Here is a 24,538-nt window from a genome sequence, read left to right as displayed (position 1 = left end):
CACCCTCAGCCACGCGCCCAACGCTGCTCCAAAGCCTCCAACGCCGCAATCCGCTCATCCGTCTTTGGATGGCTCATCAACCACGCAGGCACCATTCCGGCGCGCTGCTGCGTCAGGTCTTCCAACTTGTGGAACAGAGATTTCTGCGGTGCGATCCCAATCCCAGCCTTGGTCAGCAAGGCGGCGGCATATTCGTCCGCCTCATACTCATCCTGCCGAGACAAACGCGACGCCAACAGGGAGGTCAGCGCATTTGCAATCATCGCCCCGATGAAGGGAATGAACCGGTTCAAAACCATGATCAACGCGGTCCGCATTGCGTTCTGGCCTGAGAAATCAATCATCCGCCGTTTCGCATGTCCCAAGGCCACATGACCCAGCTCATGGGCAATCACGCTGGCCATTTCCTCGGCCGAGACCTCACCGTTGCGAAACTTGCGATAAAACCCACGCGTGATGAATATCCGCCCGTCCGGAGCCGCCAACCCGTTCACCGGGTCAATCTCGTAGATATAGACCGGCACCCGCGCGATATTCAAAGCAGCGGCTAACCGGTCAGTCATCCGTTTGAGGGCAGGGTCAGCCAGTTCGGTCGACTTCTGATCCAATTCACGATGGGTGCGCCAGATGGAAATCCGGTACATCACAAGGCCATAGGCAATCGCCAGAAGGATCGGAGTTAAGCGAAGCATGACATAGATATGGGCGGCTCACCCAGTCTAGGCAAGCCGCAATTGCAGTTAAGTCCTAGGTCAAAACATGCCCCGAATGCTGAACCTACCGACCCGGCAGAGGAAGCTGCAAGTTCGAATGGAATTCAGAGAGAGACTGTTTCGTTAACGTGGCACCTTTTGAAGCCTCGAAAAAGGCATGTTCTGCCTCCTTCTCCGCGACCAGTGCATCCACTCTCAAGTCTCTTACATCTGCGCGCAGGTCGTCACGCGCTTCTTCATAGGTTTCGGCGTCACGCAGTTCGTCCTCAAGCGCGTTCAGGTCGTCCTCGTAGTTGGGGTCTGAGGGATCAAGCGCGGCAATGTCGTCCGCAATGTCGTCGCTGCGGCGGCCGTCATAGCTTTCGTTGAGATCCCGCAGCTCGCGCCGGGCGTCATACAGATCTCCGCGCAGGTCATAGTAGGTTTCCGCAGCGGCCTGATAGGTCGCGATCTTGCCGACATTGCTGTTGGGAGACGCGTTGCGAAACGCCGGAGCCGCCGCTTTCGATGCGTTCAGGTTGCGCAGCTTGTCCGAGCCATAGGGGTCGGTAATCGCAGCCACAAGCGGATCGCGGTAGTAGCGATACCGATCCTTCTTTTGATGCGAATAGGTGTCATAAAGATCCCGCTTGTCATCCCACTGTTCGTAAGTCGCATCGTCTTTGGTGTATCTGTAACGATCAGGATCGTAGGGCACCGGCTGGATTGTTACTCCATCCTTGTAGCGATGCCGCGGCTGCGGCAGATCCAGGTAGCCGTGGAACTGAGACAAAGTGCCTTTGGTCACTGTCCGGCCTTTGGACGCGTCGAAGAAGGCGGTCTCTGCGTCCTGCAGGGCGTCGCGGGCTTCGTGGCGCAAATCCCTGACATCCGCGCGCAGGTCGTCACGTGCCTCTTCATAGGTTTCGGCGTCACGCAGTTCATCCTCAAGCGCGTTCAGGTCGTCCTCGTAATTGGGGTCTGAAGGATCAAGCGCGGCAATATCGTCCGCAATGTCGTCGCTGCTACGGCCGTCATAGCTTTCATTCAGGTCCCGTAGCTCGCGCCGCGCGTCATAGAGATCTCCGCGCAGGTCATAGTAGGTTTCCGCAGCGGCCTGATAGGTCGCGATCTTGCCGACATTGCTGTTGGGAGACGCGTTGCGAAACGCCGGAGCTGCCGCTTTCGATGCGTTCAGATTGCGCAGCTTGTCCGAGCCGTACGGGTCGGTAATCGCAGCCACAAGCGGATCGCGATATCTACGCTTGTCCAGGTTTTGTTCGTCGTATCGCTTGGTGCGATAGTCCGAGCGGGCAACCGGTCGCGGGGAGTATTCGACCGGAGCAATGGACGCTTTGCGGTAGGCCTTGTTTACGCGTTTTCCGCTGGCCTTGGGTTGCACGCGTGAGCGTTTGCCGAACAGCTGTTCCACGTCGCGTTTGAACTCGCGCCCAACGTTCGCCAGTGTTGTTTTCTGAACTTTGCCGCTTCGCGACTTGTTGTTGGAAGGTTTTTGGAACTTCGCTTTCTGCTTGTTGCCAGTTCCGAATATGTTGCGAGAGCGTTGAGTTGTGGACTTGGCTTTTTGCTTTTTGCCATTTCCAAATAGGTTGCCAGAGCGTTGGGTTTTGGACTTCGCTTTCTGCTTGTTGCCAGTTCCGAATATGTTGCGAGAACTCAGGGTTTTGGATTTGGCTTTTCCATGATCCTTACCGGCATTTTTTGCGCCGTTGCTTTTGCCAGATTTTCCCTTTTCGCCGCTTTTGCCCCCGTCTTTTCCTCCCTTACCGGAATTCCCCTTGCCACCTCCGTTACCCCTTCCGTTCCCTTTGCCGTTGCCTTTGTCGTTTTTTGCGTAAGCCGCATCCGGCGCAAAGGCAAAAGTCGCAACGGCTCCGGACGCCAGCACCAATGCAGAAACGGTCAAAAAAGATGTCAAGTAGTTGCGAAGTTTAGATTTGGTCATCTCAGCCCCCCAGCGTCGATCCATTTGGTTTATACCACGAATCTCAAAAATGCGGGGAATATTGCTTCGATTGTTTCCTCTGAAGCTATTTCGAGGGCAAAATCTAAGACTTTGTCTCGTTTTTGGCAGCGTTGATCTACTTCGGCGCGCAGTGACGCCTAGCGAGTCAACTCGCGCATGCCTTGTTCCAACCCAGCCAGCGTCATTGGCACCATGCGGTCCTCGAAAATCTCTTGGATCATGCCGATGGAGTGGGTGTAGCCCCAGTATTTCTCGGGCACCGGGTTGATCCAAAGGTTTGACGTCCACTGCTCGCGCGCGCGTTGCAGCCAGACTTGGCCTGCTTCTTGGTTCCAGTGCTCGTTGGCGCCGCCGGGGTAGGCGATCTCGTAGGGGCTCATCGAGGCGTCGCCCACGAAGATGCATTTGTAGTCGCCGCCATAGGTGCGCAGCACCTCGTGGGTTGGGATCTGTTGGTCCCAACGGCGGCGATTGTCGCGCCAGACGCCTTCATAGAGACAATTGTGGAAGTAGTAGTATTCCAAATGCTTGAACTCGGTCCGCGCGGCCGAGAACAGCTCTTCAACCACCTTGATATGCGGGTCCATGGAACCACCGACATCCAGAAACAGCAGGACCTTGACCGCGTTATGCCGCTCGGGGCGGGTTTTGACGTCGAGATAGCCATGTTCGGCAGTGGCGCGGATGGTGCCGTCCAGGTCCAGCTCCTCTGCCGCGCCCTCGCGGGCCCAGCGGCGCAGACGCTTCAAGGCGACCTTGATGTTGCGCGTTCCCAGTTCAACAGTGTCGTCTAAATTCTTGAATTCGCGCTTGTCCCAGACTTTCACCGCGCGCTGGTGACGGCTTTCCTTCTGGCCGATCCGCACGCCTTCGGGGTTGTAGCCATAGGCCCCGAACGGAGAGGTCCCTGCCGTGCCGATCCACTTGTTCCCCCCCTGGTGACGGCCTTGCTGCTCTTTCAGGCGTTCGCGCAAAGTGTCCATCAACTTGTCAAAGCCGCCAAGGGCTTCGATCTCGGCCTTTTCCTCGTCTGATAGGTGTTTTTCTGCCATCTTGGCCAGCCAGACTGCGGGGATGTCGACCGCCTCCAACACCTGATCAAAACTGATCTCACCCAGCCCCTCAAAACTGGCGGCAAAAGCGCGGTCGAACTTGTCGATATTGCGCTCATCCTTCACCATCGAGACGCGGGCGAGGTAGTAGAACGCCTCGACATCATAGGTGGCCAGGCCCTTTTTCATCCCCTCCAGAAACGTCAGATATTCCCGAAGAGAGACCGGAATGCCTGCTTTTCTGAGGTTTTCGAAAAAGGGCAGGAACATGGGTTACACCAAGAACCGGACCAAAATCAGAGACAGGATCAGGCCCAAAAGCGCAAAGGCTATGCCGTAACCGGCCGCGTATTGCGCCATGTCAGCCCGGTTGCCGTTGCGCTTGCGCGCGGCCATTACGCCCAGGATCGCACCCAAAACAGCCATTCCCACTACTACGAGCATTCGTCTGTCATCCGCCTGTATTGTTTCTCGACGTTCCAGCGTCGCCCTCTGCCAGAGACCGGGCCACCAGATCCGAGCCAAACCCGTATCGCGCCCATCCGATACTGTCCAGCCTGACGGCACGTGCCTGCTGCTCCTGTCCGGCTTGTTTCAGAGCCTCGGATTTCAACAGCAGCAACGTCGCCAGAAGCGAGGCGTTCTCGGCCCGTGTTATCACGTCAATTGCAGAGTTCAGATCGGGTAGGATTTCGGGCCCCCTGTCCTGCGCCAGCGCAAAAGAGGCCGTTTGGGCCGTGACATGGGCGCGGTGAACCTCGGTTCCGGGGGTGGCGTTCAGGAATTGCAGGGCGATCTGGTAGTTCTGCAAGGCGGCGGCGGGGTCGCGAAACTGGATCATGCGGCCCATCAGGTAGTGCGGATAAGCACGGCGGTGGTCGGTCCAGCCTTGTCGCCGTCCGATCTCGGCCGCTCGTTTTGCCGCGCGCAGTTGTCGGGGAGATCCGGGACCGGGGCCGAGGGCTTTATTTATCGCGTCGACCCATTCGCGCGGGGTTTCAGTCAATGGCTGCACTGGTAGCCGGTCGCCGCGCGGGTTGAGGCGGCTGAGCAGGCCGGGGATCACGGCCTCAACCTGTTGACGGGTCATGCCCGAGCGTAGTTCAGGCGAATAAGCCGCCCGCAGGATCAACATATCGAACCCGGTCAGAACGGTGTGGATATTGTCATCGTTGAACACGGAATCGGGCAGATGATAAAGGTCGTTGAGCGGCCCCAGCGCCTGCGCCAGTTCTTCATGCAGGCAATCGCGGATTTCCTGAGGACTGACATCTGCAGGGATGAAAATGCCCAGACGCTCTCGTTGACTCAGCTCGGTCCAGCTGCTTTTGGCCTTGCGGCGGTCGCGGCGGTATTCCTCTAAGCTCGATGAATTTGGGACCACGAAACAGGCTGCATTGGGCAGGATGCGTTGAATATCGCGCTGGGTGACGGCCTCAATGGTGATGTTGGCCTGACCCTCTGGAATTTGCCGGATGTCGATCCTGGCCTCGCGCCGAATGCGGTTCAACAGGCTGGTGAGATCGCGCTGCATGCTGGCCGTGGGCGTGCCGGTCAGGCGCACGGTGACGGGCGTTTCGAACCGGGTGAAAACCGGCAGCTCCACACCACTTTCCAGCGCAAAATGCAGGTCCAGGAAATCGGCAGCAATGTTCGTATTGGACCGCGCAGGGGGCGTCGGCCGCGCCGCCGAGAACGACTTGGTAGGGGGCAGGGATTGCTCAACGACCTTGACGTTGTCCGGCAATTCGATCCGTTCGACCGTGGTACAGGCCGACAGCGCCAACACTGCAACGAAGGCGACAAACCGCTTCATGCGCGATTGTACTTTATAAACGGCGTCAGGGTGCCAATCCGATCATAGAGCAGGCGCGCGGTGTGATTGAACTCCTGCGTTAGCCAATAGACTGACGGAGCGCCTTGACGATCGGCCTCATCATAGACCGCCTGAATCAGGGCGCGCCCGACGCCGGTTCCGCGCGCCTCGGGGCGGGCGAACAGGTCCTGGAGATAGCAGACATTCTCCACCTTCCAGCCATGACGGTGAAACAGGAAGTGCGTCAATCCGACCAGCTTGCCGTCCTGTTCGGCAACAAAGCCCGAGAAATCCTGCGGGTCATCGCCCAGTAGACGTTCGAATGTCGTCTCGTAGATGGCGTCGGGCAGGGTGGTTTCGTAGAATGCAAGATAATCACGCCACATGTCGGCCCATTGGGCCTTGTCCGCGGCGGTCAGTGGGCGGATTTTGAGGTCGTTGGCCAAGTGATGCGTCCTGCTTATTTGGTTTCTGGGATGCTGACACCCGGACCGCCAAGAAGCAAGCCGCGCTCACATCCTGTTCAACGTCGACTGCGCGCCATGAAGGCCAATCGCTCAAACAAATGCACGTCCTGTTCATTTTTCAGCAGCGCGCCGTGCAGTTTGGGCAGCGCATTGGCCCCGTCGCGCTTGAGGTCTTCGGCGCTCAGATCCTCGGCCAGCAGCAGTTTCAACCAGTCCAGAACCTCGGAGGTTGAAGGTTTCTTCTTCAAGCCTTGCGTGTCCCGGATCTCGTAGAATTGCGTCAGAGCGGTGGTCAGCAGGGCATCCTTAATACCGGGATGATGGACTTCGACAATGCGGCGCATCGTGGCTTCATCCGGGAAGCGGATATAGTGAAAAAAGCAACGGCGCAGGAAGGCGTCGGGCAGCTCTTTTTCGTTGTTTGAAGTGATGATCACGATCGGGCGGTTCTTTGCCTTGATCGTGTCGCCGGTCTCGTAGACGTGGAACTCCATTTTGTCGAGTTCCTGCAGAAGGTCATTGGGAAACTCGATATCCGCCTTGTCGATCTCATCAATCAGCAGAACGACTTTTTCGTCGGCCTCAAACGCTTGCCAGAGCTTGCCCTTGCGGATGTAGTTCGAGACGTCATGCACACGCTCTTCGCCCAGCTGGCTGTCCCGCAACCGGCTGACGGCGTCGTATTCGTAAAGTCCCTGCTGCGCGCGCGTTGTGGATTTCACATTCCACTCGATCATGCGCAGACCCAACGCGCCAGCGACCTGTTTTGCCAATTCGGTCTTGCCAGTGCCGGGTTCCCCTTTGACCAACAAGGGGCGCTCCAGCGTGACGGCGGCGTTCACGGCGATGGTCAGATCATCGGTGGCGACATATTCGGCTGTGCCTTGAAAACGTGCGGTCATCGGGTCCTCTTGCTGTTTCCGGCGAAACTGTGGTGTCCGGGTTACAGAGCGATGGGGAATTTGACAAGCCGGGCCGCTGCGTCGGTGGATCAAATTTACCAGCGAGTCCAACCGCTTTTGCATGATTCGCAGGCAGGTGTCTTTCTCGAGGGTTGAACAATGCCCTGAAATTGCCTGTCGATTTTCACAGAAAAACAAGGATTTGTTGTTTTAAGTCTCATATTTAGATGAAGGCTTGCGACGGGGCGTCGGTTCTACGTTTGTGTAGTGACATTCCAGTGCCCGTCGGCTAAACGCTGCGCAGAAGGGAGAGCCAAATGTCTGGTGAAACACCCGTGACCGACGTTACAGGCCATACCGAGGGAGCAAATATGAAGCAGGAAGTTTTTCTGCCGGAAGATTACCGTCCGGCCGAAGATGAGCCTTTCATGAATGATCTGCAGCTTGAGTATTTCCGCCGCAAGCTGCTGGACTGGAAGACAGAACTACTCGCAGGCAGCCGCGACACGATCGAAGGGCTGCAGGACAACACCCGCAACATTCCGGACGTCGCCGACCGCGCCAGTGAGGAAACCGACCGCGCGCTGGAACTGCGCACGCGGGATCGACAGCGCAAACTGGTGGCGAAGATCGACTCGGCCCTGCGCCGGATCGACGAAGGCGAATACGGGTATTGCGAAAAAACAGGCGACCCGATCTCGCTTAAGCGTCTGGATGCGCGCCCGATCGCGACCATGACGCTGGAAGCACAGGAACGGCATGAGCGTCGCGAAAAGGTCCATCGCGACGATTGATCGTCCTGAAATGTGAATAATTCAAACGCCGGGGCCTGTCGCTCCGGCGTTTTTGCGTTAAGGCAAGGCCATGAAGATCAACGGTTTGAAGTTTTGCGTGGTTGGCGGCGGCATTGGCGGCCTTGCGGCGGCGTTGGCCCTGCGCCAGCGAGGGGCGCAGGTGACGGTGCTGGAGCAGGCCCCAGCGCTGACCGAGGTCGGAGCAGGCCTTCAGATCAGCGCCAACGGGATGTGCGTTCTGCGCGCCTTGGGGGTTGCGGGGGATCAGCCTGAAGCCGCGCAATTCTCGCACGGAACTATACTGCGCGACTATCGCAAGGGCCGGGTGATCAGTCGTATTCCAGCCCCGGCGGCGGGCCCGACATTCTACTATCACCGCGCCGATTTGCTGGAGGTGTTGCGACAGGCGTCCGAGGACGCAGGTGTCGACATACGCCTTGCTGCGCGCGTGCAGACGGTTCGCAAACACCCGTCCGAGGCCGAGATTGTGCTGGATGATGGACAGCGCCTGCGCGCCGAATGTGTCATTGCGGCCGATGGCGGACGCAGCACCCTTCGCCCAATCCTGAACGGCCCCGAGGCTCCGGCTTTCACCCACCAGATCGCCTGGCGCGCGACGGTGCCTTGGGAGGACAGGGTCGAGAAGCCGCAAGCCTCACTGACAATGGGGCCGGGGCGGCACGTCGTCACTTATCCGCTGCGCGACCAACGCCTGATGAACATCGTCGCCATTGAAGAACGCTCGGACTGGCAGCAGGAGGGTTGGCGGGTGACGGGCGATCCCGACGACTTGCGCGCTCGGTTTGCCGATTTCGGCGGGCCGGTGAGGGATATTCTGACAAAGGTCGAAGAAACGCATCTGTGGGCTCTGTTCCTGCGTCCGGTGGCCGAGAAATGGCAGAACGGACGCCTGGCCCTATTGGGCGATGCGGCCCATCCGACGTTGCCCTTCATGGCGCAAGGGGCGTGTCTGGCGCTTGAGGATGCTTGGGTCCTGGCACGCTCTTTCGACAGCCAATCGGGTGTGAGGCAGGCTCTCGCAGCCTACGAATCCGCGCGCCAGCGCCGCGCGCAACATGTGGTCGCTGCGGCATCTGCTAACGCACGCAACTTTCATCTGCGGGGTCCGATGCGTCTGGCCGCGCAAGCGGTTCTGGCAGCAATAGGTCCGCGGTTGTCGCGTAAATATGACTGGATCTACAACTACGACCCGACCGTCTGATCTCAGACGTCCAGATCGACCCAAACCGGCACGTGGTCCGAGGGTTTTTCGTGCCCACGCACCTCTTTGTCGATCTGACAGTCCCGCATCAGATCAGCGGCTTGCGGGGTCAGTAGAAAATGGTCGATGCGAATGCCGTCATCCTTGTTCCACGCTCCGGCCTGATAATCCCAGAAGGAATAGTGGCCCGCACCTTGCACGCGGGCTCGGAACGCCTCGGTGAATCCAAGGTTCAGGACCTTGCGGAACGCGGCCCGGCTCTCGGGCCGGAACAAGGCGTCCTCGCGCCATGCATCGGGGCGTTTTGCATCTTCTGCTTGGGGAATGATGTTGTAGTCGCCCGCCATTAACGCAGGCTCTTCACTCGCCAATAGGTCACGGGCGCGATCGTACAGACGCTCCATCCACGTCAGTTTGTAGTCGTATTTTGGCCCGGGCGTAGGGTTTCCGTTCGGTAGATAAAGGCCACAGACCCGAAGCGCCTGCTTGCCGACAACCGTTGCTTCGATCCAACGCGCTTGTTCATCCTCATCGTCACCGGGCAAACCGCGCGTTACATCCTCCAAAGGTAGCTTCGAGAGGATTGCGACTCCATTGAAGCTCTTCTGACCATGTGTTTCGACATTATACCCGCGTTCTTCGAAGATTTCGCGGGGGAAGTTCTCGTCGACGGACTTGATTTCCTGCAAAAGAACCACATCCGGCTGGGCGTCATCCAACCAACGTGGCAAGGCCTCGGCCCGCGCTTTTATGCCATTGATGTTGAACGTGGCGATTTTCATGCGCGATCCTCCGAAGCTGTTGGCAACCTATCGCCCAGAATGACCCCAGCGGCAAGGTGGTGGATGGGGTTGCGAGGCTCTGCCTCGCGCTCCGGGATATTTTTAGCCAGATGAAGAAACGGATCCTTAACCAATCTGGCGATAAGAAAGAGGAGCGGTACAGGCGGGGACGCCGATGACTGCGCCAGGTGAAGCTCTCCGGCGTTGAGGTCGGAGAGCGGATCCCTGCTTCATCTGGCTGAAAATATCCTGGGGGTGTGGGGGCAAAGCCCCCACGTTGTTTACAAGGAAAACGACGTGCCGCATCCGCAGGAGGATGTTGCGTTGGGGTTTTCGATCACGAACCGTGCGCCGATCAGTTCCTGGGTAAAATCAATGACCGCATTTTCCAGAAAGGGCAGGGAGATCGAGTCGACAATCACCTTTTGGCCTTTGCCTTCCAGCACAAGGTCGTCTTCTTTCGGTTCGTCCAACGCGATTTCGTATTGAAAACCGGAACATCCGCCGCCTTCAACGGCGACACGCAAGGCCTGACCCTGATTGGCGGCACCGATTTCAGCAAGGCGCTCAAACGCTCGTTCTGTGACTGTCGGAGGCAGATTCATGCCGGACTCCAAAGGTTTATTTCCCAACCAACGTACAATATATGAAACCTATCGACAGGCGACAAGGACCAGACTTTTGGACAGAGCGGGTTTTGCCTCGGATCCAGGCCGCGCAAGGGGGCGGTTGGTGCCTGAGGAGGAAAGCAGTTTCCGGTCATGCTTCCAGCGTGATCGGGATCGCATCATTCATGCCAGCGCGTTCCGGCGGCTTAAGCACAAGACGCAGGTTTTTGTCGAACATGAAGGCGATAGCTACCGCACCCGCTTGACGCATTCGATCGAGGTGGCTCAGGTTGCGCGGACTATTGCGGGTGCTTTGGACCTGAACCCTGAACTGACCGAGGCCATCGCGCTTGCACATGATTTGGGTCACACGCCTTTTGGTCACACGGGTGAGGATGCGCTGCATGCTTTGATGGCTCCCTATGGGGGTTTTGACCACAACGCGCAGGCCATCCGTATCGTTACTAAGCTGGAGCGCCACTATGCCGAGTTCGACGGCTGCAATCTGACATGGGAATGTCTGGAAGGGATCGCAAAGCACAACGGACCGGTGACCGGAGAGCTTCCTTGGGCTCTGGCCGAGTGTAATGGTGGGTTCGATTTGGAACTGCACACTCATGCCAGCGCCGAGGCGCAGGTGGCGGCCCTGTCGGACGATATTGCCTATAACAACCACGATCTACTGGATGGGCTTCGGGCCAGTCTGTTCTCTGACGATGAAATCCAGCTACTCCCGATTGTAGGAGAGTGCTATGCGGTAGTTGACCGGGCCTATCCCAGGCTTGACCCGTATCGCCGCCGGCATGAGGCGTTGCGACGGGTTTTTGGTGTTATGGTCTCGGATGTGATTGATACGTCGCGGGAGCTTATTGCCGGATCGGGGGCGCAGTCGGTTGAGGATATTAGGCACTATGGCGCTCCGGTCATTCAGTTTTCCGACGGGCTTTGGGGGCAACTCAAGGAAATCCGCGCCTTCCTGTTCGCGCGGATGTATCGCGCCCCAAGTGTGATGGAGGTTAGGGAAAAAGTGGCTCGTGTGGTCGAAGACCTGTTCCCGATCTACCTGGATGATCCCAAGCAGATGCCGACCCGTTGGCATGACGATATCGCAGCGGCGCAGGATGAGACCGCGCTGGCGCGGATCGTTTCAGACTACATCGCGGGCATGACTGATCGGTTTGCGCTGCAGGATCATAAACGCCTGACAGGCCAGTAACTATTCGATCCCGATATAGGCCAGCGCCCAGACCTGCTGACCGGCCTGTTCCGCAGCCAGATCAGCGTCGTCGGTTGGGGGGAAGACGATCATGGTTGGGCCATAGCCGCCGATGCCCATCGGGCTGCCGTCCGCATGGGTCGCGACAATGGGGTTGTGGGCCTCAATACCGCTCCAAGGAATTTCGGCCTGATAGCCGTCCAGTGCCATGGGTTTCGCGGTTTTCCCTTTGGCCCCGGCCATGGTCATCACCGCCGAAAGAAGAGGGCCAGAGAACGTGATCTCGCGTTTGTTGCCTTCTGGGCCGTAGGATATCGTGATTTCGGTCTGATCAAGCGCGTCCAGCATCGCGGTGTCGAAACCGGCGGCTCCGTTATGCGTGACCTCCAAGTATCCAAGCAGACCGCCGTCATTCTCGCCGCGTGCCGGCAGGTTGGTCTCAGAGACTGCGCCACCCAATGTCAGCAAAACGTGCCCCTTGGGCGCAGGCATCTCGGCCCATACGGGCGTCGCTAGGGCAAGGACAAGGGGCAGGACTAGGCGCATGGGTCGTCTCCGGTTTTGCAATCCTGCCCAAATTAGCCGTGTTCGGGGACAATCCAAGCCCAAACCGACGCCTTCCATTGACCTTGACGCTTTGCGTGGTAAACCGCCGGGCAAGCAAAAGGACATCCGAAATGAACCTGTTTTTCGAGATCCGCGGCCTTGTACTGGACGCGTTGGCGCAGATGCAGTCCGAAGGCGCTCTGCCCGAGGGGTTGAGCTTTGACAACGTGGCGGTCGAGCCGCCGCGCGATGCCGCGCATGGTGATATGGCGACCAATGCGGCGATGGTGCTGGCGAAGCCCGCCAAGATGAAGCCGCGCGACATTGCGGACGCTTTGGCAGTCAAGCTGGCCGCCGATGACCGGATCACCAGCGCTGAGGTTGCGGGGCCCGGGTTCCTGAACCTGCGTCTGGCCGCGAGTGTCTGGCAGGGTGTTCTTGCGCGCGTATTGGAGATGGGCACAGACTATGGCCGCTCGACTATGGGGCAGGGGCAGAAGGTCAACGTGGAATATGTCTCGGCCAACCCGACCGGCCCGCTGCATGTGGGGCATACGAGGGGCGCGGTGTTCGGGGACGCTCTGGCGAGTTTGCTGGCCTATTCCGGCCATGACGTGACGCGTGAGTACTACATCAACGACGGTGGCGCGCAGGTGGATGTGTTGGCGCGCTCGGCCTATGAACGCTACCGCGAAGCCAATGGTCTGAGCCCCGAGATTGCCGAGGGTCTCTATCCCGGCGACTACCTGATCCCGATCGGTGAGGCGCTGAAAGAGAAATACGGCGACAGCCTGATCGACAAGCCCGAGAGCGAATGGCTGGAAGATCTGCGCAACTTCGCCACCGACGCGATGATGGACCTGATCCGCGCGGACCTGAAGGCACTGGGCGTCGAGATGGACGTGTTCTTCTCGGAGAAATCCCTCTATGGCACGGGCCGGATTGAGGCCGCGCTGCAGTCCCTGACGGACAAAGGCCTGATCTATGAAGGAGTACTGGAGCCACCTAAAGGCAAGAAGCCTGAGGATTGGGAACCGCGCGAGCAGACCCTGTTCAAATCGACCGAACATGGCGATGACGTCGACCGCCCGGTCAAGAAATCGGATGGCGCCTGGACCTATTTCGCCCCGGATATCGCGTATCACTACGACAAGGTGACCCGTGGTTTTGACGCGCTGATCGACGTGTTCGGCGCGGATCATGGTGGCTATGTCAAGCGGATGAAGGCTGCCGTTTCAGCTCTGTCTGACGGCAAGGTGCCGCTGGACATCAAGCTGACCCAGCTGGTGAAGCTGTGGAAGAATGGCGAGCCGTTCAAGATGTCCAAGCGGGCCGGGAACTTTGTCACCCTGCGCGATGTGGTCGATCAGGTTGGGCCGGATGTGACCCGTTTCGTGATGCTGACCCGCAAGAACGACGCGCCTCTGGATTTCGATTTCGACAAGGTGCTGGAGCAGAGCCGTGAGAACCCCGTGTTCTACGTGCAATACGCCCATGCCCGCGTCATGAGCGTGCTGCGCCGCGCCGCTGAAGCCGAAATTGCCGCCGATGATGCGACCCTTGTGGGCGCGGATCTGGGCAAGATCGAGCATGCCTCAGAGCTGGCTGTGGCCAAGAAACTGGCTGAATGGCCACGACTTGTGGAAATTGCCGCGCGCACTAACGAACCGCACCGCGTTGCGTTCTATCTGTATGAATTGGCAGGGGATTTTCATGCTCTGTGGAACAAGGGCAATGAAGAAACTCAGCTGCGCTTCATCCAGGATGGCGATGTTGCCACAAGCCAGTCGAAAATCGCATTGGCCCGTGCCGTTTCTGTTGTGATTTCAGCAGGCTTGGGTATTCTTGGCGTTACTCCGGCGCAGGAGATGCGGTAACCAATACCGCCCGAACCGCCGGTCTGAGGCAGACAAGAAATGACCCGCGCGCTTTAATTTCAGGCGCAATCGGGCGGTGAGGCGGACATGACGAGTTACGATTACTCGGGGCATCAAAGCCCCGGGCAGATGCATTACCCGAATCAATCCTATGCCGATGATGGGTATGATTACCCTGACGAAATGGCCGACCATGCCGCGCCGCGCAGCGGTTTTGGCGTCGGCAAGGCGATGAATGTGCTGGGGGCGGTCGCCTCTCTGGCGCTTGTGGCCGGAATCGGGATCTGGAGCTACAAGCTGGTGATGCGCGATGTCAGCGGCGTACCGGTTGTGCGCGCCGCCGAAGGTCCGATGCGCATTCAGCCCGAAAATCCGGGCGGGCGCCCCGCAGATCATCAGGGTCTGGCCGTGAATGCGGTTGCTGCCGAAGGCTCGGCAGCCGCCCCTGCGGATCGTCTGATCCTGGCTCCTCGTCCGGTCTCGCTGACAGATGAGGACCTGCCCGCCGGTGAATTGAAGCCGACCAAAGCTGTCCATGTCGTCGAAGAGCCGATCTCGAACGAAGAGGCCGCGGCGCTGCGGCAGAACGCAGTGGACGCACTGGTAGCCGAACTCGCGGGCGAGGCGGCTCGTGCCAATGATGAACAAACCGAGGCTGGCGTGCAGTTGGCCTCTCTGGTGACGCCCGAGGAAGAGCCGGCGATCGACCCGGCGGATTTCGCCGCGGCCCTGCCGGATCCGGCCATTGCCGAGCTTCCGGGTGTGCGCCGCTCGTTGCGCCCGCAGACCCGCCCGGCCCGCCGTGCGGTGGTCACCGATACATCTGAGAAAGCGATCAACGCGGCCGTCAAATCCGCCGTTGGGTTGGATGTAGACCCTGACACGCTGAGCAAAGGCACTCGTCTGGCGCAGCTTGGCGCTTTTGAAAGCGCAGATGTCGCGAAGTCCGAATGGGCACGTCTGAACGGTCAGTTCGGTGAGTATATGGATGGAAAACAGCGCGTTATCCAGAGAACCTCAAGCGGTGGCCGGACCTTTTACCGGTTGCGCGTGCTTGGCTTTGATGACCTAAGCGACTCACGCCAGTTCTGCGCGGCGCTTGTGGCGCAAGGGGCCGACTGTATCCCGGTGGCCGTCAGGTGACGTTCGGCGCCGCGATTTCTGACGCAGAAGCGCTGCGGTTGACCGATGACGAAAGGGCCCTGTTCCGTGAGATGAACCCGTTTGGGTTCATCCTGTTCGCGCGCAACATCGAAAGTGCCGATCAGGTCCGGGCCCTGTGCGATGACTTTCGCGAGGCCGTAGGGCGGAATTGCCCTATCACGATTGATCAAGAGGGCGGCCGTGTTCAACGCCTGCGCGCCCCTCTGGCGCGTGAATGGATGCCGCCGCTCGATCATGCCGAACGGGCCAGAGAGCATGCGGAACGCGCCATGTACCTGCGCTATCGCCTGATTGCGCATGAGCTCTTTGAGCTGGGGATCGACAGCAACTGCGCGCCGATGGTGGATGTCGCGCGCACGGAAACCCACGCCTTTCTACGTAACCGCTGCTACGGCAGCGATGCAGATAGCATCGCTCAACTTGGGCGCGCGGTTGCGCGGGGGCATTTGGATGGCGGGGTATTGCCTGTCGTCAAGCACATGCCCGGTCACGGTCGGGCCACGCTGGACACACATTTCGATCTGCCGCGCGTCGACCTGACGCTCGAAGAGCTGACGCAGACCGATTTTGCCCCGTTCAAAGCTCTGAACGACTTGCCGATGGCGATGACCGCTCATCTGGTGTTCGAACAAATCGACCCGACTCCGGCCACGATCTCGGCTCCGATGATGAAGGTCATACGCGAGGTGATCGGCTTTGACGGCCTGGTCATGACCGATGACATCAGCATGAAGGCGCTGAGCGGGTTGGTGTCCGAGCGCGCGGCACAGGCCTTGCACGCAGGCTGTGATGTCGTATTGCACTGCAACGGCAGCTTCGCTGAGCGTCGTGATGTGCTTGAAGCCGCAGGCCAGATGACCGAGGCGGCGCAGGCCCGCGCAGATCGGGCCTTGGCCATGCGCAAAAAGCCCGCCGAACTTGACATCGAGGCCACTGAGGCTGAACTATCTGCCCTAATGGGCGGGCAGGTATATGAACGATAGTCTTTTCAGCGAAGATCCGGTCTCGGTCGCCGACCGGCTGGCGGCCGAAGCGCTGATCGTTGACGTTGACGGTTTTGAGGGCCCGTTAGACGTGCTCCTGACCCTTTCGCGGACGCAAAAGGTCGACCTGCGCAAGATCTCGGTCCTGGCACTGGCGCAGCAATATCTGGCTTTTGTCGAAAAGGCGCGCGCGCTGCGGATCGAACTGGCCGCAGACTACCTGGTGATGGCCGCTTGGCTGGCCTTTCTCAAATCCCGCCTCCTGCTGCCGCCTGACCCGGATGATGAGGGGCCCTCGGGTGAGGAACTCGCAGCCCACTTGGCGTTTCAGCTTGAGCGCCTGCAGGCCATGCGTGATGCCGCCGCCCGGCTCATGGCGCGGGACCAGCTGGGGCGCGATTTCTTCAAGCGCGGGCAGGCCGAAGACGTCACTCGCATTCGCACAGTGACCTATTCCGCCACGCTGTTGGACTTGATGCAGGGCTATGCGCGCATCCGTACCCGAGATGAATTCCGCCCCTTTGTGATGGACCGCGACTCGGTTTTCACGATGGAGCAGGCGCTGGAGCGTATGCGCCCTCTGATCGGGTTTGCCGGTGCCTGGACCGATATGGAGACCTATCTGCCCGACGGATGGGACGGTGATCCGGTGCGGCGACGCTCGGCCACGGCGGCAACCTTTGCGGCCTCGCTGGAGCTGGTGAAAGAAGGACATATGGAGATCAAGCAAAGTGACACCTTTGCCCCGATCCATCTGCGCAAGAGGACCGAGACCCGTGACTGACGCCCCCGAAGAAACCGGCACCCTGTTCGAAGCGCCCCCTCTGGCCGAGCAGGAGCGGATGGTCGAGGCGGTGCTGTTTGCCAGCGCCGCACCAGTGACGAATGCCGATCTTGAGGCGCGGATGCCACATGGTAGCAATGCCTCGCAGGCCGTCGAATTGCTTCAGAAACGCTACGAGGGCCGCGGTGTGCGCGTGGTCAAGGTAGGTGAGGCATGGGCGATCCGAACCGCCCCTGACCTTGGCTTTCTAATGCAGAAGGAAACGGTTGAGACCCGCAAGCTGAGCCGTGCGGCGATCGAAACGCTGGCCATCGTGGCCTATCACCAGCCTTGCACGCGGGCCGAGATCGAAGAGATACGCGGTGTCTCCGTGTCACGCGGGACCATCGACCAACTGCTCGAGATGGAGTGGATCCGGCTGGGCCGCCGCCGCATGACGCCCGGTCGTCCGGTGACCTTTGTCGTCACGCCGGAGTTTCTGGATCATTTTGGTCTGGAGAACGCCCGCGACCTACCGGGCCTCAAGGAATTGCGCGCCGCTGGCTTGTTGGAAAATCGCCCGCCGCCGGGTGCTATCCCACTGGGCGAGGGGCGCGAAGACGAAGTTGACGAAGATCAGACCGAACTCTTCGAGGAAGAGTGATCAGACAGCCCTTTTGCCGCCGTATAGATACCCTATCTCTAGGCGCAGGAAACGGAGTTGAGCAATGAGTGCAAATCGGATCATCGACATGATCGTCCGCCAGGTCACGCGCCGTCTTGTCAACAAGGGGATCGACAAGGGATTTGATATGGCCAGCCGTATGGGCGGTTCGTCGGATGCGGATAGTAGCCAACCAAAAGGGAAACCGGGGCCGGCCCAGTCGCAGAGTATCAAACAGGCCAAGCAGATGACCCGTCAGATGCGGCGGTTCATGCGGTTTTAGGTAGCCGCCTTGAAGTGTTTGGACAGTTTCAGTCCCTGTCCTTGATAGTTCGAGGCAATGCCCGCGCCATATAGCTGCGTGGGCATTTCGGACATTTTCTCATAGACCAAGCGCCCGACGACCTGACCGTGTTCCAGAACGAATGGGGCTTCGTGGCAGCGGACCTCAAGCACACCGCGCGATCCGGCACCACCTGCGGCCGCGTGGCCAAAGCCGGGGTCAAAAAAACCCGCATAGTGAACACGGAACTCACCGACCATGGCCAGATAGGGGGCCATCTCCGCTGCGTACATGGGCGGAATATGCACCGCCTCGCGGCTGACGAGGATATAGAACGCGCCGGGGTCTAGGATGATGCACCCATCGCTCGTGCGCACCTCTTCCCAATAGTCCTGCGGGTCGTATGCGCCGATCCGGTCTAGATCAATCACGCCGGTATGCGGTTTTGCGCGGTAGCCGACCAGATCGGTATCAGGCAATTGCAGGTCAACGGAAAAGCCCAAACCGTCCTGAATAACGGCAGGCCCATCGACCAGCGGGGATTCGGTGTGCAGGGCGGTCAATTCCGCATCGGTCAGAACGGCCTGACCCTGGCGGAAGCGAATCTGGTTCAGCCGCATGCCGGGCCGTACAAGTACCGAGAAGGAGCGCGGGCAGATTTCAGCGTAAAGCGGGCCGGTGTAGCCTGCGGGCACCCGGTCGAACTCGGTGCCGCCATCGGTGATTGTTCGCGTCAGCAGGTCCAATCGCCCGGTTGAGCTTTTGGCATTCGCCACCGCGCTGGTCTCGGCTGGTAGGGCGAGTGATTCCATCAACGGCACGAGATAAACGCAGCCTTTCTCCAACACGGCCCCGTCAGTGATATCGATCCGGTGCATTTCGAACTCGGCCAGACGGTCGGCGACCGATCGCCCTTCGCCCGCCAAGAACGAGGCGCGGACGCGGTAAGCCACTGTTCCCAAACGAAGATCAAGGCTGGCGGGTTGCACCTGCGCCGGGATCACATCCGGGCTGGCACTGATCTCACCGCGTGTGATCATCGCTTCGATCTGCTGGTTTGGGCATACACCTGTCATTTCGATCCCCCCTGATGCCAGAGCGGGATCTGGCCTGTCTGCCATAAACGTCGGTGTGATTTGGTCGGGCTAGCAGGACTCGAACCTGCGACCTTCCGTCCCCCAGACGGACGCGCTACCAGGCTGCGCCATAGCCCGACGTTGGAGTGTTCATAACGGTTTTCCCGGCAGGGGCAAGAGGAAAACATTGCCTTTTTTCTATCCTGCCGCCCGTGTTTCCACCCGGTTCAACCATGCGCGCAAATCCTTGGCCAAGGGCGCGATACGGCTGAGCAGTTCATCGTCGAATTCGGACCGATTCCATGCCAGTGAAGCGATACCCCCTACCAAGGGCGCGGCATCCAGATCGGCGGGTTCGGCGCTTTCCTCTGGTGCCTCAGCCTCTTGCGGTGCATCGAGGTCCATCGGGATTTGTTCGGTCTGAGGTGCAGGTTTGGCGGAAAAGGGAACAACGGTGCTGTCCGTTTCCTCGACCGCAGGCTCATCCAGAGACGGTGACAGCGCGGCGACATGGGCAACACCCTGTTCGCGCAGTATACGCTGTACGCCCTTGATGGTGATCCCATCCTCGTGCAGTAGCTTTTTGATACCGCCCAGCAGACGCATATCGTTGGGACGGTAGTACCGGCGCCCTCCCGCTCGCTTCACGGGCTTGACCTGGGTAAACCGGCTTTCCCAAAAGCGCAGGACATGGGCCTGTACTCCGAGCCAATCCGCAACTTCACTTATGGTGCGAAATGCGTCGGGAGATTTGCTCATGTCCGCGAGGTCCTAGGATTACTTGCGATTCCCGGCGGCGACGCGATCCTTCATCAGGTGCGACGGACGGAAAGTCAGCACGCGGCGGGGTTGAATGGGAACCTCTTCGCCGGTTTTGGGGTTGCGACCGATACGAGCGGTTTTGTCCCGAACACTGAACGTGCCGAATGAGGAAATCTTCACCTGCTCACCGCGCACCAGCGCGTCGGACATGTGGTTCAGAACGCTTTCCACCAGCTGCGCGCTTTCATTGCGTGACAGACCAACTTCACGAAAGACGGCTTCGCTTAGATCCATTCGGGTCAGTGTTTTGTCGCTCATACCTTTTCCCCTGTTGCTGTCAAAGCATAAGGCTGGGGCAAATTCACTGTCAATATCAATGAATTGCAGGTGGGGACGTAAGCTGAATTGCGCCGGTTACCAGCGCAGAACAACAGCGCCCCAAGCCAGCCCGCCGCCGATGGCTTCGGTCACGATCAGATCGCCTTGCTTGATTTGCCCGCGCTGTTTGCCAACCGACAGGGCCAGAGGGATCGACGCGGCCGAGGTGTTGCCGTGATCCTGTACGGTCACCACCACATTCTCCATCGGCAGGCCCATCTTCTTGGCTGTGCCTTGAATGATGCGGATATTAGCCTGATGCGGTACGATCCAGTCTACATCTGAAGCCCCCAAACCGGCACGATCCAGTGCGGTATTGGCAGTTTTTGAAAGCTTTTCAACGGCATGGCGGAAAACCTGATTGCCTTGCATCCGCAAATGACCGGTAGATTGCGTTGACACGCCACCATCCACATAAAGCAGGTCCTGATACCGGCCGTCCGAGTTCAAATCGGTTGCCAGAACGCCTCGGTCGTCCGACGTGCCGGTGCTTTCCTGTTCCTCAAGGATCAGGGCACCTGCGCCGTCGCCGAACAACACGCAGGTCGAGCGGTCGGTCCAGTCCATGATTCGGGAAAACGTTTCGGCCCCGATCACCAGAACGCGTTTAGCCTGACCCGAGAGGATCAGCGCGTTCGCATTGCTCAGCGCGAAAACGAATCCGGCGCAGACGGCCTGCACATCAAAGGCAAAGCCCCGCGTCATGCCAAGGCGGGCCTGAACCATCGTCGCTGCAGACGGAAAGGTCAGATCAGCGGTTGAGGTCGCAAGGACGATGGCGTCAATGTCGTCGGCTTCCAGCCCCGCATCTGCAAGGGCGGCTTGTGCGGCATTGGTCGCCAGATCTGAGGTGGTTTCACCTTCGGCAGCAAAGTGGCGGCGTTCGATCCCCGACCGGGTTCGGATCCATTCATCCGTCGTATCCAAAGTCTGTTCAAACTCGGAATTCGGGACAACACGTTCGGGCAAATAATGTCCGACACCTACAACGACTGAACGGCCTGCCATGTTTGAGGTACTGCCTTCTTTGTTATTTTTCCGCCTGCGGCGCGGCATGCGCGGCATCTTGTGCAAGCTGGGCCGTTGATGCAACCCGTGCTGCCAATTTTTCGGCAAAACCTGATTGGGCCAGCGTGAAGGCCAGCTTGACTGCGGCTGACACTCCGGTCGCGTCCGCGCCGCCGTGGGATTTCACCACAGTTCCGTTCAGCCCCAGGAAAACGCCTCCGTTCACCCGACGCGGATCGATGCGTTTTTTCAGGCGATTCAGAGACGTGATCGCCAGCACCGATGCAAGCCGCGAGAGGGGTGTGTATTTGAAGGCTTCGCGCAGAAGATCTCCGATCAGGCTGGCCGTGCCTTCGCCAGTCTTGATCGCAACGTTTCCCGTAAACCCATCGGTCACAATGACATCTGCCTTGTCGCCGGGAATATCGCTGCCTTCGACAAAGCCCACGAAATCGAAATTCGCGGATTCGGCGAAGTCAGTAATCATGGCATGCGCTTCTTTGAGCTCTGCCCGACCTTTATGTTCCTCGGTGCCGACATTCAGAAGCCCGATACGAGGGCGCTGCAGCGCCATGCCGTTGCGCGCGTAAGAGGCGCCCATCAACGCATATTGCAGCAGATCCTTGGCGTCGGCGCGCACATCGGCGCCTACATCCAACATAACGTTGAACCCCTGAGGGTTGCGTGAGGGCCACAGAATCGCAATCGCCGGGCGGCTGACACCGGGCAGTTTGCGCAGACGCATCATCGACAACGCCATCAGCGCGCCGGTGTTGCCACAGGATACCGCGCCATGGGCATCACCCTGACGTACGGCCTCAAGCGTGGACCACATCGAGGTTTGCTTGCCGTTGCGTACAACCTGGCTGGGCTTGTCCTCCATCGTGACGACGTCTGGACAATCACGAAAATCGACGCGCCCATCAAGGACGCGCCGTTTCGCTACGAGCTTGCGCAGCTTGTCTTCCGGACCGTGCAGCAGAAACCCAATATCGGGGTTCTTCTTCGCCGATTGCGCCAAACCTGCAACAACAGCTACGGGACCATCGTCCCCCCCCATAGCATCAACGGAAATGATGATCCGTCCGGCGTGCGTGGGTTGTTCCGTCATGCGAAGGCTTGCGCTCGATCAGGCTTAGGCTGCGTCTTCGTCCAGGTCGATTTCGTCGGCCTGAGCGACGACTTCACGGTCGTCATAGTGGCCGCAGGATGCGCAAACGTGGTGCGGGCGCTTAAGCTCGCCGCAGTTCGGGCATTCGTTCGGGTTTGCAGCAACCAGAGCGTCGTGTGCGCGGCGGTTGTTGCGACGCGACTTGGAAACTTTGTTCTGTTGGACGGCCATGGTCTCAACCTTTGTCTACTGAGGGTCAGCAGAATCGCCGCCGACCGGGTTTCATATTTCGTTTATCGTGGTTTGACGCGCGTTTAGGGTACATGCCCCACGTTGTCCAACCCTAAATCCGATGAGCGCGCGAAAATACTGCGATTCTCTACATGTTCAAGCGATTTTTCTGACCGCTTGCTATGACAGGAAATCTCTGCCCTGTCACTCGTCTTTTTTCAGCGCATCGCGCAAACTTGCCAGTCCGGCGAAGGGTTTGGCATCTTCGTCCGTCATCGCCTGTTTACCCGGCTCTGTATAGTCGGCCTGCTCCAGTTCCGCACCCTCCTTGCGTGGATAAAGGGGGAGGGCCAGCGACAGCGCCTCGATCATCACCTGTGTGGGGTCAATTTCGGTGCCAAGGGCTTCGGTTTCGTCGCCTTCGGGGATTTCGAACTCTTCGTCCTCGGGGTCTGCCCAATCGGCCAGAAAAGTGCGGGTGACGGGGACGTCAATGCGTGTGGTCACCGGTTCCAGCGTCACGACACAGGGTTGCACGACTGTTGCGCCCAGTTTGGCGGTGAGGACCCAGTCCTTTTTTCCTTCGGCCTCAACTTGGCCGACAAAGCTGAGCTTGCGAAGACCCAGCAGGTCAAGCTCGGCTTTGATGTTGTCCAGTTCCGTCGCGTTTGGGCGCAACTCGAAGGATGTTGGCGTGTTTTGGGGCAGGTCGGCCACCCGCAGAGATGTCATGTTGCTCATTCGTGACCCTTTACTGTGTTGAACCGGGGCATCGGTTTCTGTAAGCGGATAGGGGCCGCTACGGATCAAGGCAAGAGGGTGTATATGGTGATGGGTGTAAACAAGGTGAAACGAGCAGCGAAATCGCTCGTCTTTATTGCCTGTCTGGCTGCGATTGCGGCCTGTACGCCGACCTTCAAGAATCACGGCTATATTCCGCCTGCCGAAGATCTGGCCGAGATCAAAGTGGGCGTCGATACCCGCGACACCGTGGCCGAAGCCATCGGCGCGCCCGGCATTTCCGGCGTTGTGCAAGATTCGGGCTATTACTACGTCGCCTCTCGCGTACGCTTTTACGGCCCCAAAAGGCCCGAGGTTGTCTCGCGCGAGTTGGTTGCCATCAGCTTTGACCAGCGCGGCGTCGTCAGCAATATCGAGAAGTTCGGCCTTGAAGACGGTGTCGTCGTGACCCTTGAACGGCGCGTGACCGAATCCAGTGTCCAGAACACCGGCTTCCTACGTCAGCTGCTTGGAAATATCGGCAACTTCAACCCAGCCAACATTCCGGGCGCTTCGAACTGAGTCACAGGATTGTCGTGTCGTCTTCACAAGGCGGTCACATCTGCCGTGATAGCAGAGCCATAAGGTTGAAATCCGGTCGGCAAGGGCGGAGGATGCGGTCATGGCGGTGTTGTTGAGCAAAGGGCGCTTTCGGGCGCGTCTGGCGCAGAGTGACGAAGATCTGGCGGCGGCGCAGGCGCTCCGAACGCAGGCGTTTGGCACCGGCGCATTGGATGCTGACGCGTTCGATCCCGTTTGCGACCATGTTCTGGTCGAAGACCTTCAGGACGAGGGCGCTCTGGTCTGTTGTTTCCGAATGCTGACTATGGATAGCGGCGCTGAGATCGGGCGCAGCTATTCGGCTCAGTTTTATGATCTGTCCAGCCTCGAAGGGTTCTCGGGCCGTATGGTCGAGATGGGGCGGTTCTGTATCCACCCCGACCGGACAAACCCGGACATCCTACGTGTCGCGTGGGGCGCGATGACTGCCTATGTGGACCGGAACCGGATCGAGATGCTGTTTGGCTGTTCCTCATTCGCAGGGACCGAGACGGCCGAGTATCTGGACGCGTTTGCGATGCTCAAGCACCGTCATCTGGCGCCGAAACGCTGGTTGCCGCGGGTGAAAGCGCCAGATGTGTTTCGGTTTGCGTCCAAGCTGCGTCGCAGGCCGGACGTGAAGAAAGCGATGCTGCGGATGCCGCCATTGCTGCGAACCTATCTGATGATGGGCGGCTGGGTTAGCGATCATGCGGTGGTGGATCGGCACATGAACACGTTGCACGTTTTCACCGGGTTGGAGATTGGGGCGATTCCCCCGGCCCGCAAACGGTTGCTGCGGGCGGTGGCTCGGTAACTCCGGATTTTCGACGA

Annotated in this window: 29 protein-coding genes and 1 tRNA gene; 12 read left to right on the top strand and 18 right to left on the bottom strand. The window is 59.2% G+C overall.

What is annotated here, in order from left to right:
* Nucleotides 1-5: 5 nt before the first annotated feature.
* Both ACP15L_RS02260 and ACP15L_RS02255 read right to left on the bottom strand, forming a co-directional pair.
* The gene (locus ACP15L_RS02260) at nt 6-692 is read right to left on the bottom strand and encodes a M48 family metallopeptidase (RefSeq protein WP_170482987.1); all 687 of its coding nucleotides are present in this window, start codon (nt 690-692) and stop codon (nt 6-8) included.
* 85 nt (nt 693-777) lie between these two features.
* Nucleotides 778-2,124 carry a hypothetical protein gene (locus ACP15L_RS02255; RefSeq protein WP_425082966.1) on the bottom strand — a complete coding sequence of 449 codons (1,347 nt, stop codon included), beginning with the start codon at nt 2,122-2,124 and terminating at the stop codon, nt 778-780.
* Nucleotides 2,125-2,394: 270 nt separating this feature from the next.
* On the opposite strand from ACP15L_RS02255, the gene ACP15L_RS02250 reads away from it, so the two are divergent.
* On the top strand, nt 2,395-2,793 hold the full coding sequence (locus tag ACP15L_RS02250) for a hypothetical protein (RefSeq protein WP_425082965.1): 399 nt from the start codon (nt 2,395-2,397) through the stop codon (nt 2,791-2,793).
* A gap of 23 nt (nt 2,794-2,816) precedes the next feature.
* Here ACP15L_RS02250 and ACP15L_RS02245 read toward each other — a convergent pair whose 3' ends face one another.
* The 5 genes from ACP15L_RS02245 to ACP15L_RS02225 all read right to left on the bottom strand — a co-directional run bounded on the left by ACP15L_RS02245 (nt 2,817) and on the right by ACP15L_RS02225 (nt 6,916).
* Nucleotides 2,817-4,001 carry a vWA domain-containing protein gene (locus ACP15L_RS02245; protein ID WP_425082964.1) on the bottom strand — a complete coding sequence of 395 codons (1,185 nt, stop codon included), beginning with the start codon at nt 3,999-4,001 and terminating at the stop codon, nt 2,817-2,819.
* Nucleotides 4,002-4,004: 3 nt separating this feature from the next.
* Entirely contained in the window at nt 4,005-4,175 is a 171-nt protein-coding gene (locus ACP15L_RS02240) for a hypothetical protein (protein WP_170373958.1), read from the bottom strand.
* A 7-nt stretch (nt 4,176-4,182) separates the two neighbouring features.
* Complete coding sequence (locus tag ACP15L_RS02235) at nt 4,183-5,547, bottom strand: DUF2927 domain-containing protein (protein WP_425082963.1); 1,365 nt, start codon at nt 5,545-5,547, stop codon at nt 4,183-4,185.
* Nucleotides 5,544-5,993, bottom strand: coding sequence for an N-acetyltransferase family protein (locus ACP15L_RS02230; RefSeq protein ID WP_425082962.1), 450 nt, complete (start codon nt 5,991-5,993; stop codon nt 5,544-5,546). Before ACP15L_RS02230 ends, ACP15L_RS02235 begins: the two co-directional genes overlap by 4 nt.
* A gap of 77 nt (nt 5,994-6,070) precedes the next feature.
* The gene (locus tag ACP15L_RS02225; RefSeq protein ID WP_425082961.1) at nt 6,071-6,916 is read right to left on the bottom strand and encodes an AAA family ATPase; all 846 of its coding nucleotides are present in this window, start codon (nt 6,914-6,916) and stop codon (nt 6,071-6,073) included.
* A gap of 371 nt (nt 6,917-7,287) precedes the next feature.
* Between ACP15L_RS02225 and dksA the strand changes: the two genes are divergently transcribed.
* Both dksA and ACP15L_RS02215 read left to right on the top strand, forming a co-directional pair.
* Nucleotides 7,288-7,710, top strand: a complete 423-nt coding sequence (dksA, locus tag ACP15L_RS02220; RefSeq protein WP_170374347.1) for an RNA polymerase-binding protein DksA — start codon at nt 7,288-7,290, stop codon at nt 7,708-7,710.
* A 70-nt stretch (nt 7,711-7,780) separates the two neighbouring features.
* A complete protein-coding gene (locus ACP15L_RS02215; protein WP_425082960.1) occupies nt 7,781-8,932 on the top strand; it encodes an FAD-dependent oxidoreductase in 1,152 nt (383 codons plus the stop codon).
* 2 nt (nt 8,933-8,934) lie between these two features.
* Here the strand turns inward: ACP15L_RS02215 and xth are convergent, their stop codons facing one another.
* Both xth and ACP15L_RS02205 read right to left on the bottom strand, forming a co-directional pair.
* The gene (xth, locus tag ACP15L_RS02210; RefSeq protein ID WP_425082959.1) at nt 8,935-9,714 is read right to left on the bottom strand and encodes an exodeoxyribonuclease III; all 780 of its coding nucleotides are present in this window, start codon (nt 9,712-9,714) and stop codon (nt 8,935-8,937) included.
* Between the two features lie 281 nt (nt 9,715-9,995).
* Nucleotides 9,996-10,319, bottom strand: a complete 324-nt coding sequence (locus tag ACP15L_RS02205) for a HesB/IscA family protein (protein WP_425082958.1) — start codon at nt 10,317-10,319, stop codon at nt 9,996-9,998.
* Between the two features lie 76 nt (nt 10,320-10,395).
* On the opposite strand from ACP15L_RS02205, the gene ACP15L_RS02200 reads away from it, so the two are divergent.
* Complete coding sequence (locus tag ACP15L_RS02200; RefSeq protein ID WP_425082957.1) at nt 10,396-11,538, top strand: deoxyguanosinetriphosphate triphosphohydrolase; 1,143 nt, start codon at nt 10,396-10,398, stop codon at nt 11,536-11,538.
* Here the strand turns inward: ACP15L_RS02200 and ACP15L_RS02195 are convergent, their stop codons facing one another.
* Entirely contained in the window at nt 11,539-12,084 is a 546-nt protein-coding gene (locus ACP15L_RS02195; protein ID WP_425082956.1) for a hypothetical protein, read from the bottom strand.
* Nucleotides 12,085-12,215: 131 nt separating this feature from the next.
* On the opposite strand from ACP15L_RS02195, the gene argS reads away from it, so the two are divergent.
* From argS to ACP15L_RS02165, 6 genes are all read left to right on the top strand, one after another.
* Nucleotides 12,216-13,961 carry an arginine--tRNA ligase gene (gene argS / locus ACP15L_RS02190; RefSeq protein ID WP_425082955.1) on the top strand — a complete coding sequence of 582 codons (1,746 nt, stop codon included), beginning with the start codon at nt 12,216-12,218 and terminating at the stop codon, nt 13,959-13,961.
* 87 nt (nt 13,962-14,048) lie between these two features.
* Nucleotides 14,049-15,104 carry an SPOR domain-containing protein gene (locus tag ACP15L_RS02185; RefSeq protein ID WP_425082954.1) on the top strand — a complete coding sequence of 352 codons (1,056 nt, stop codon included), beginning with the start codon at nt 14,049-14,051 and terminating at the stop codon, nt 15,102-15,104.
* The gene (gene nagZ / locus ACP15L_RS02180) at nt 15,101-16,108 is read left to right on the top strand and encodes a beta-N-acetylhexosaminidase (RefSeq protein ID WP_425082953.1); all 1,008 of its coding nucleotides are present in this window, start codon (nt 15,101-15,103) and stop codon (nt 16,106-16,108) included. The genes ACP15L_RS02185 and nagZ overlap by 4 nt, the downstream gene beginning before the upstream one ends.
* A complete protein-coding gene (locus tag ACP15L_RS02175) occupies nt 16,098-16,892 on the top strand; it encodes a segregation and condensation protein A (RefSeq protein ID WP_170688808.1) in 795 nt (264 codons plus the stop codon). The genes nagZ and ACP15L_RS02175 overlap by 11 nt, the downstream gene beginning before the upstream one ends.
* Nucleotides 16,885-17,535: an SMC-Scp complex subunit ScpB gene (gene scpB / locus ACP15L_RS02170; protein ID WP_170373946.1), complete on the top strand. Its 651-nt coding sequence runs from the start codon at nt 16,885-16,887 to the stop codon at nt 17,533-17,535. Before ACP15L_RS02175 ends, scpB begins: the two co-directional genes overlap by 8 nt.
* A 64-nt stretch (nt 17,536-17,599) precedes the next feature.
* Nucleotides 17,600-17,818 (top strand): hypothetical protein, encoded by a 219-nt coding sequence (locus ACP15L_RS02165; protein ID WP_425082952.1) that lies wholly within the window; start codon nt 17,600-17,602, stop codon nt 17,816-17,818.
* On the opposite strand, the gene ACP15L_RS02160 is transcribed toward ACP15L_RS02165, so the two are convergent.
* The 8 genes from ACP15L_RS02160 to ACP15L_RS02125 form a co-directional block, all read right to left on the bottom strand.
* Complete coding sequence (locus ACP15L_RS02160; protein WP_209253856.1) at nt 17,815-18,894, bottom strand: 2'-deoxycytidine 5'-triphosphate deaminase; 1,080 nt, start codon at nt 18,892-18,894, stop codon at nt 17,815-17,817. The genes ACP15L_RS02165 and ACP15L_RS02160 overlap by 4 nt on opposite strands.
* Before the next feature lie 61 nt (nt 18,895-18,955).
* Nucleotides 18,956-19,032 (bottom strand) — tRNA-Pro (locus ACP15L_RS02155).
* Between the two features lie 60 nt (nt 19,033-19,092).
* The gene (locus ACP15L_RS02150) at nt 19,093-19,653 is read right to left on the bottom strand and encodes a MerR family transcriptional regulator (RefSeq protein ID WP_425082951.1); all 561 of its coding nucleotides are present in this window, start codon (nt 19,651-19,653) and stop codon (nt 19,093-19,095) included.
* 18 nt (nt 19,654-19,671) lie between these two features.
* Nucleotides 19,672-19,974: an integration host factor subunit alpha gene (gene ihfA, locus ACP15L_RS02145; RefSeq protein ID WP_037316145.1), complete on the bottom strand. Its 303-nt coding sequence runs from the start codon at nt 19,972-19,974 to the stop codon at nt 19,672-19,674.
* 96 nt (nt 19,975-20,070) lie between these two features.
* On the bottom strand, nt 20,071-21,042 hold the full coding sequence (locus ACP15L_RS02140) for a beta-ketoacyl-ACP synthase III (protein WP_425082950.1): 972 nt from the start codon (nt 21,040-21,042) through the stop codon (nt 20,071-20,073).
* A gap of 22 nt (nt 21,043-21,064) precedes the next feature.
* Complete coding sequence (gene plsX / locus ACP15L_RS02135; RefSeq protein ID WP_170548168.1) at nt 21,065-22,153, bottom strand: phosphate acyltransferase PlsX; 1,089 nt, start codon at nt 22,151-22,153, stop codon at nt 21,065-21,067.
* Nucleotides 22,154-22,177: 24 nt separating this feature from the next.
* Nucleotides 22,178-22,384 carry a 50S ribosomal protein L32 gene (rpmF, locus tag ACP15L_RS02130; RefSeq protein ID WP_008756996.1) on the bottom strand — a complete coding sequence of 69 codons (207 nt, stop codon included), beginning with the start codon at nt 22,382-22,384 and terminating at the stop codon, nt 22,178-22,180.
* A 204-nt stretch (nt 22,385-22,588) separates the two neighbouring features.
* The gene (locus ACP15L_RS02125) at nt 22,589-23,125 is read right to left on the bottom strand and encodes a YceD family protein (RefSeq protein WP_425082949.1); all 537 of its coding nucleotides are present in this window, start codon (nt 23,123-23,125) and stop codon (nt 22,589-22,591) included.
* Nucleotides 23,126-23,209: 84 nt separating this feature from the next.
* On the opposite strand from ACP15L_RS02125, the gene ACP15L_RS02120 reads away from it, so the two are divergent.
* On the top strand, nt 23,210-23,686 hold the full coding sequence (locus ACP15L_RS02120) for an outer membrane protein assembly factor BamE (RefSeq protein ID WP_425082948.1): 477 nt from the start codon (nt 23,210-23,212) through the stop codon (nt 23,684-23,686).
* Nucleotides 23,687-23,786: 100 nt separating this feature from the next.
* Entirely contained in the window at nt 23,787-24,521 is a 735-nt protein-coding gene (locus tag ACP15L_RS02115; RefSeq protein WP_425082947.1) for a GNAT family N-acetyltransferase, read from the top strand.
* The last annotated feature ends 17 nt before the right edge of the window (nt 24,522-24,538 follow it).

The sequence above is a fragment of the Ruegeria profundi genome (assembly GCF_049800715.1).
In the GTDB taxonomy this organism is placed as follows: Bacteria; Pseudomonadota; Alphaproteobacteria; order Rhodobacterales; family Rhodobacteraceae; genus Ruegeria; species Ruegeria profundi_A.
This window is presented reverse-complemented; position numbering and strand designations above follow the sequence as displayed.

Bases quoted from the DNA above. Each gene is read 5' to 3' on its own strand.
- ACP15L_RS02260 (WP_170482987.1), bottom strand. From the start codon at position 692: ATGCTTCGCTTAACTCCGATCCTTCTGGCGATTGCCTATGGCCTTGTG.
- ACP15L_RS02250 (WP_425082965.1), top strand. From the start codon at position 2,395: ATGATCCTTACCGGCATTTTTTGCGCCGTTGCTTTTGCCAGATTTTCC.
- ACP15L_RS02245 (WP_425082964.1), bottom strand. From the start codon at position 4,001: ATGTTCCTGCCCTTTTTCGAAAACCTCAGAAAAGCAGGCATTCCGGTC.
- ACP15L_RS02240 (WP_170373958.1), bottom strand. From the start codon at position 4,175: ATGCTCGTAGTAGTGGGAATGGCTGTTTTGGGTGCGATCCTGGGCGTA.
- ACP15L_RS02235 (WP_425082963.1), bottom strand. From the start codon at position 5,547: ATGAAGCGGTTTGTCGCCTTCGTTGCAGTGTTGGCGCTGTCGGCCTGT.
- ACP15L_RS02225 (WP_425082961.1), bottom strand. From the start codon at position 6,916: ATGACCGCACGTTTTCAAGGCACAGCCGAATATGTCGCCACCGATGAT.
- dksA (WP_170374347.1), top strand. From the start codon at position 7,288: ATGAAGCAGGAAGTTTTTCTGCCGGAAGATTACCGTCCGGCCGAAGAT.
- ACP15L_RS02215 (WP_425082960.1), top strand. From the start codon at position 7,781: ATGAAGATCAACGGTTTGAAGTTTTGCGTGGTTGGCGGCGGCATTGGC.
- xth (WP_425082959.1), bottom strand. From the start codon at position 9,714: ATGAAAATCGCCACGTTCAACATCAATGGCATAAAAGCGCGGGCCGAG.
- ACP15L_RS02205 (WP_425082958.1), bottom strand. From the start codon at position 10,319: ATGAATCTGCCTCCGACAGTCACAGAACGAGCGTTTGAGCGCCTTGCT.
- ACP15L_RS02195 (WP_425082956.1), bottom strand. From the start codon at position 12,084: ATGCGCCTAGTCCTGCCCCTTGTCCTTGCCCTAGCGACGCCCGTATGG.
- argS (WP_425082955.1), top strand. From the start codon at position 12,216: ATGAACCTGTTTTTCGAGATCCGCGGCCTTGTACTGGACGCGTTGGCG.
- ACP15L_RS02185 (WP_425082954.1), top strand. From the start codon at position 14,049: ATGACGAGTTACGATTACTCGGGGCATCAAAGCCCCGGGCAGATGCAT.
- ACP15L_RS02175 (WP_170688808.1), top strand. From the start codon at position 16,098: ATGAACGATAGTCTTTTCAGCGAAGATCCGGTCTCGGTCGCCGACCGG.
- ACP15L_RS02165 (WP_425082952.1), top strand. From the start codon at position 17,600: ATGAGTGCAAATCGGATCATCGACATGATCGTCCGCCAGGTCACGCGC.
- ACP15L_RS02160 (WP_209253856.1), bottom strand. From the start codon at position 18,894: ATGACAGGTGTATGCCCAAACCAGCAGATCGAAGCGATGATCACACGC.
- ACP15L_RS02150 (WP_425082951.1), bottom strand. From the start codon at position 19,653: ATGAGCAAATCTCCCGACGCATTTCGCACCATAAGTGAAGTTGCGGAT.
- ihfA (WP_037316145.1), bottom strand. From the start codon at position 19,974: ATGAGCGACAAAACACTGACCCGAATGGATCTAAGCGAAGCCGTCTTT.
- ACP15L_RS02140 (WP_425082950.1), bottom strand. From the start codon at position 21,042: ATGGCAGGCCGTTCAGTCGTTGTAGGTGTCGGACATTATTTGCCCGAA.
- plsX (WP_170548168.1), bottom strand. From the start codon at position 22,153: ATGACGGAACAACCCACGCACGCCGGACGGATCATCATTTCCGTTGAT.
- rpmF (WP_008756996.1), bottom strand. From the start codon at position 22,384: ATGGCCGTCCAACAGAACAAAGTTTCCAAGTCGCGTCGCAACAACCGC.
- ACP15L_RS02125 (WP_425082949.1), bottom strand. From the start codon at position 23,125: ATGAGCAACATGACATCTCTGCGGGTGGCCGACCTGCCCCAAAACACG.
- ACP15L_RS02120 (WP_425082948.1), top strand. From the start codon at position 23,210: ATGGTGATGGGTGTAAACAAGGTGAAACGAGCAGCGAAATCGCTCGTC.
- ACP15L_RS02115 (WP_425082947.1), top strand. From the start codon at position 23,787: ATGGCGGTGTTGTTGAGCAAAGGGCGCTTTCGGGCGCGTCTGGCGCAG.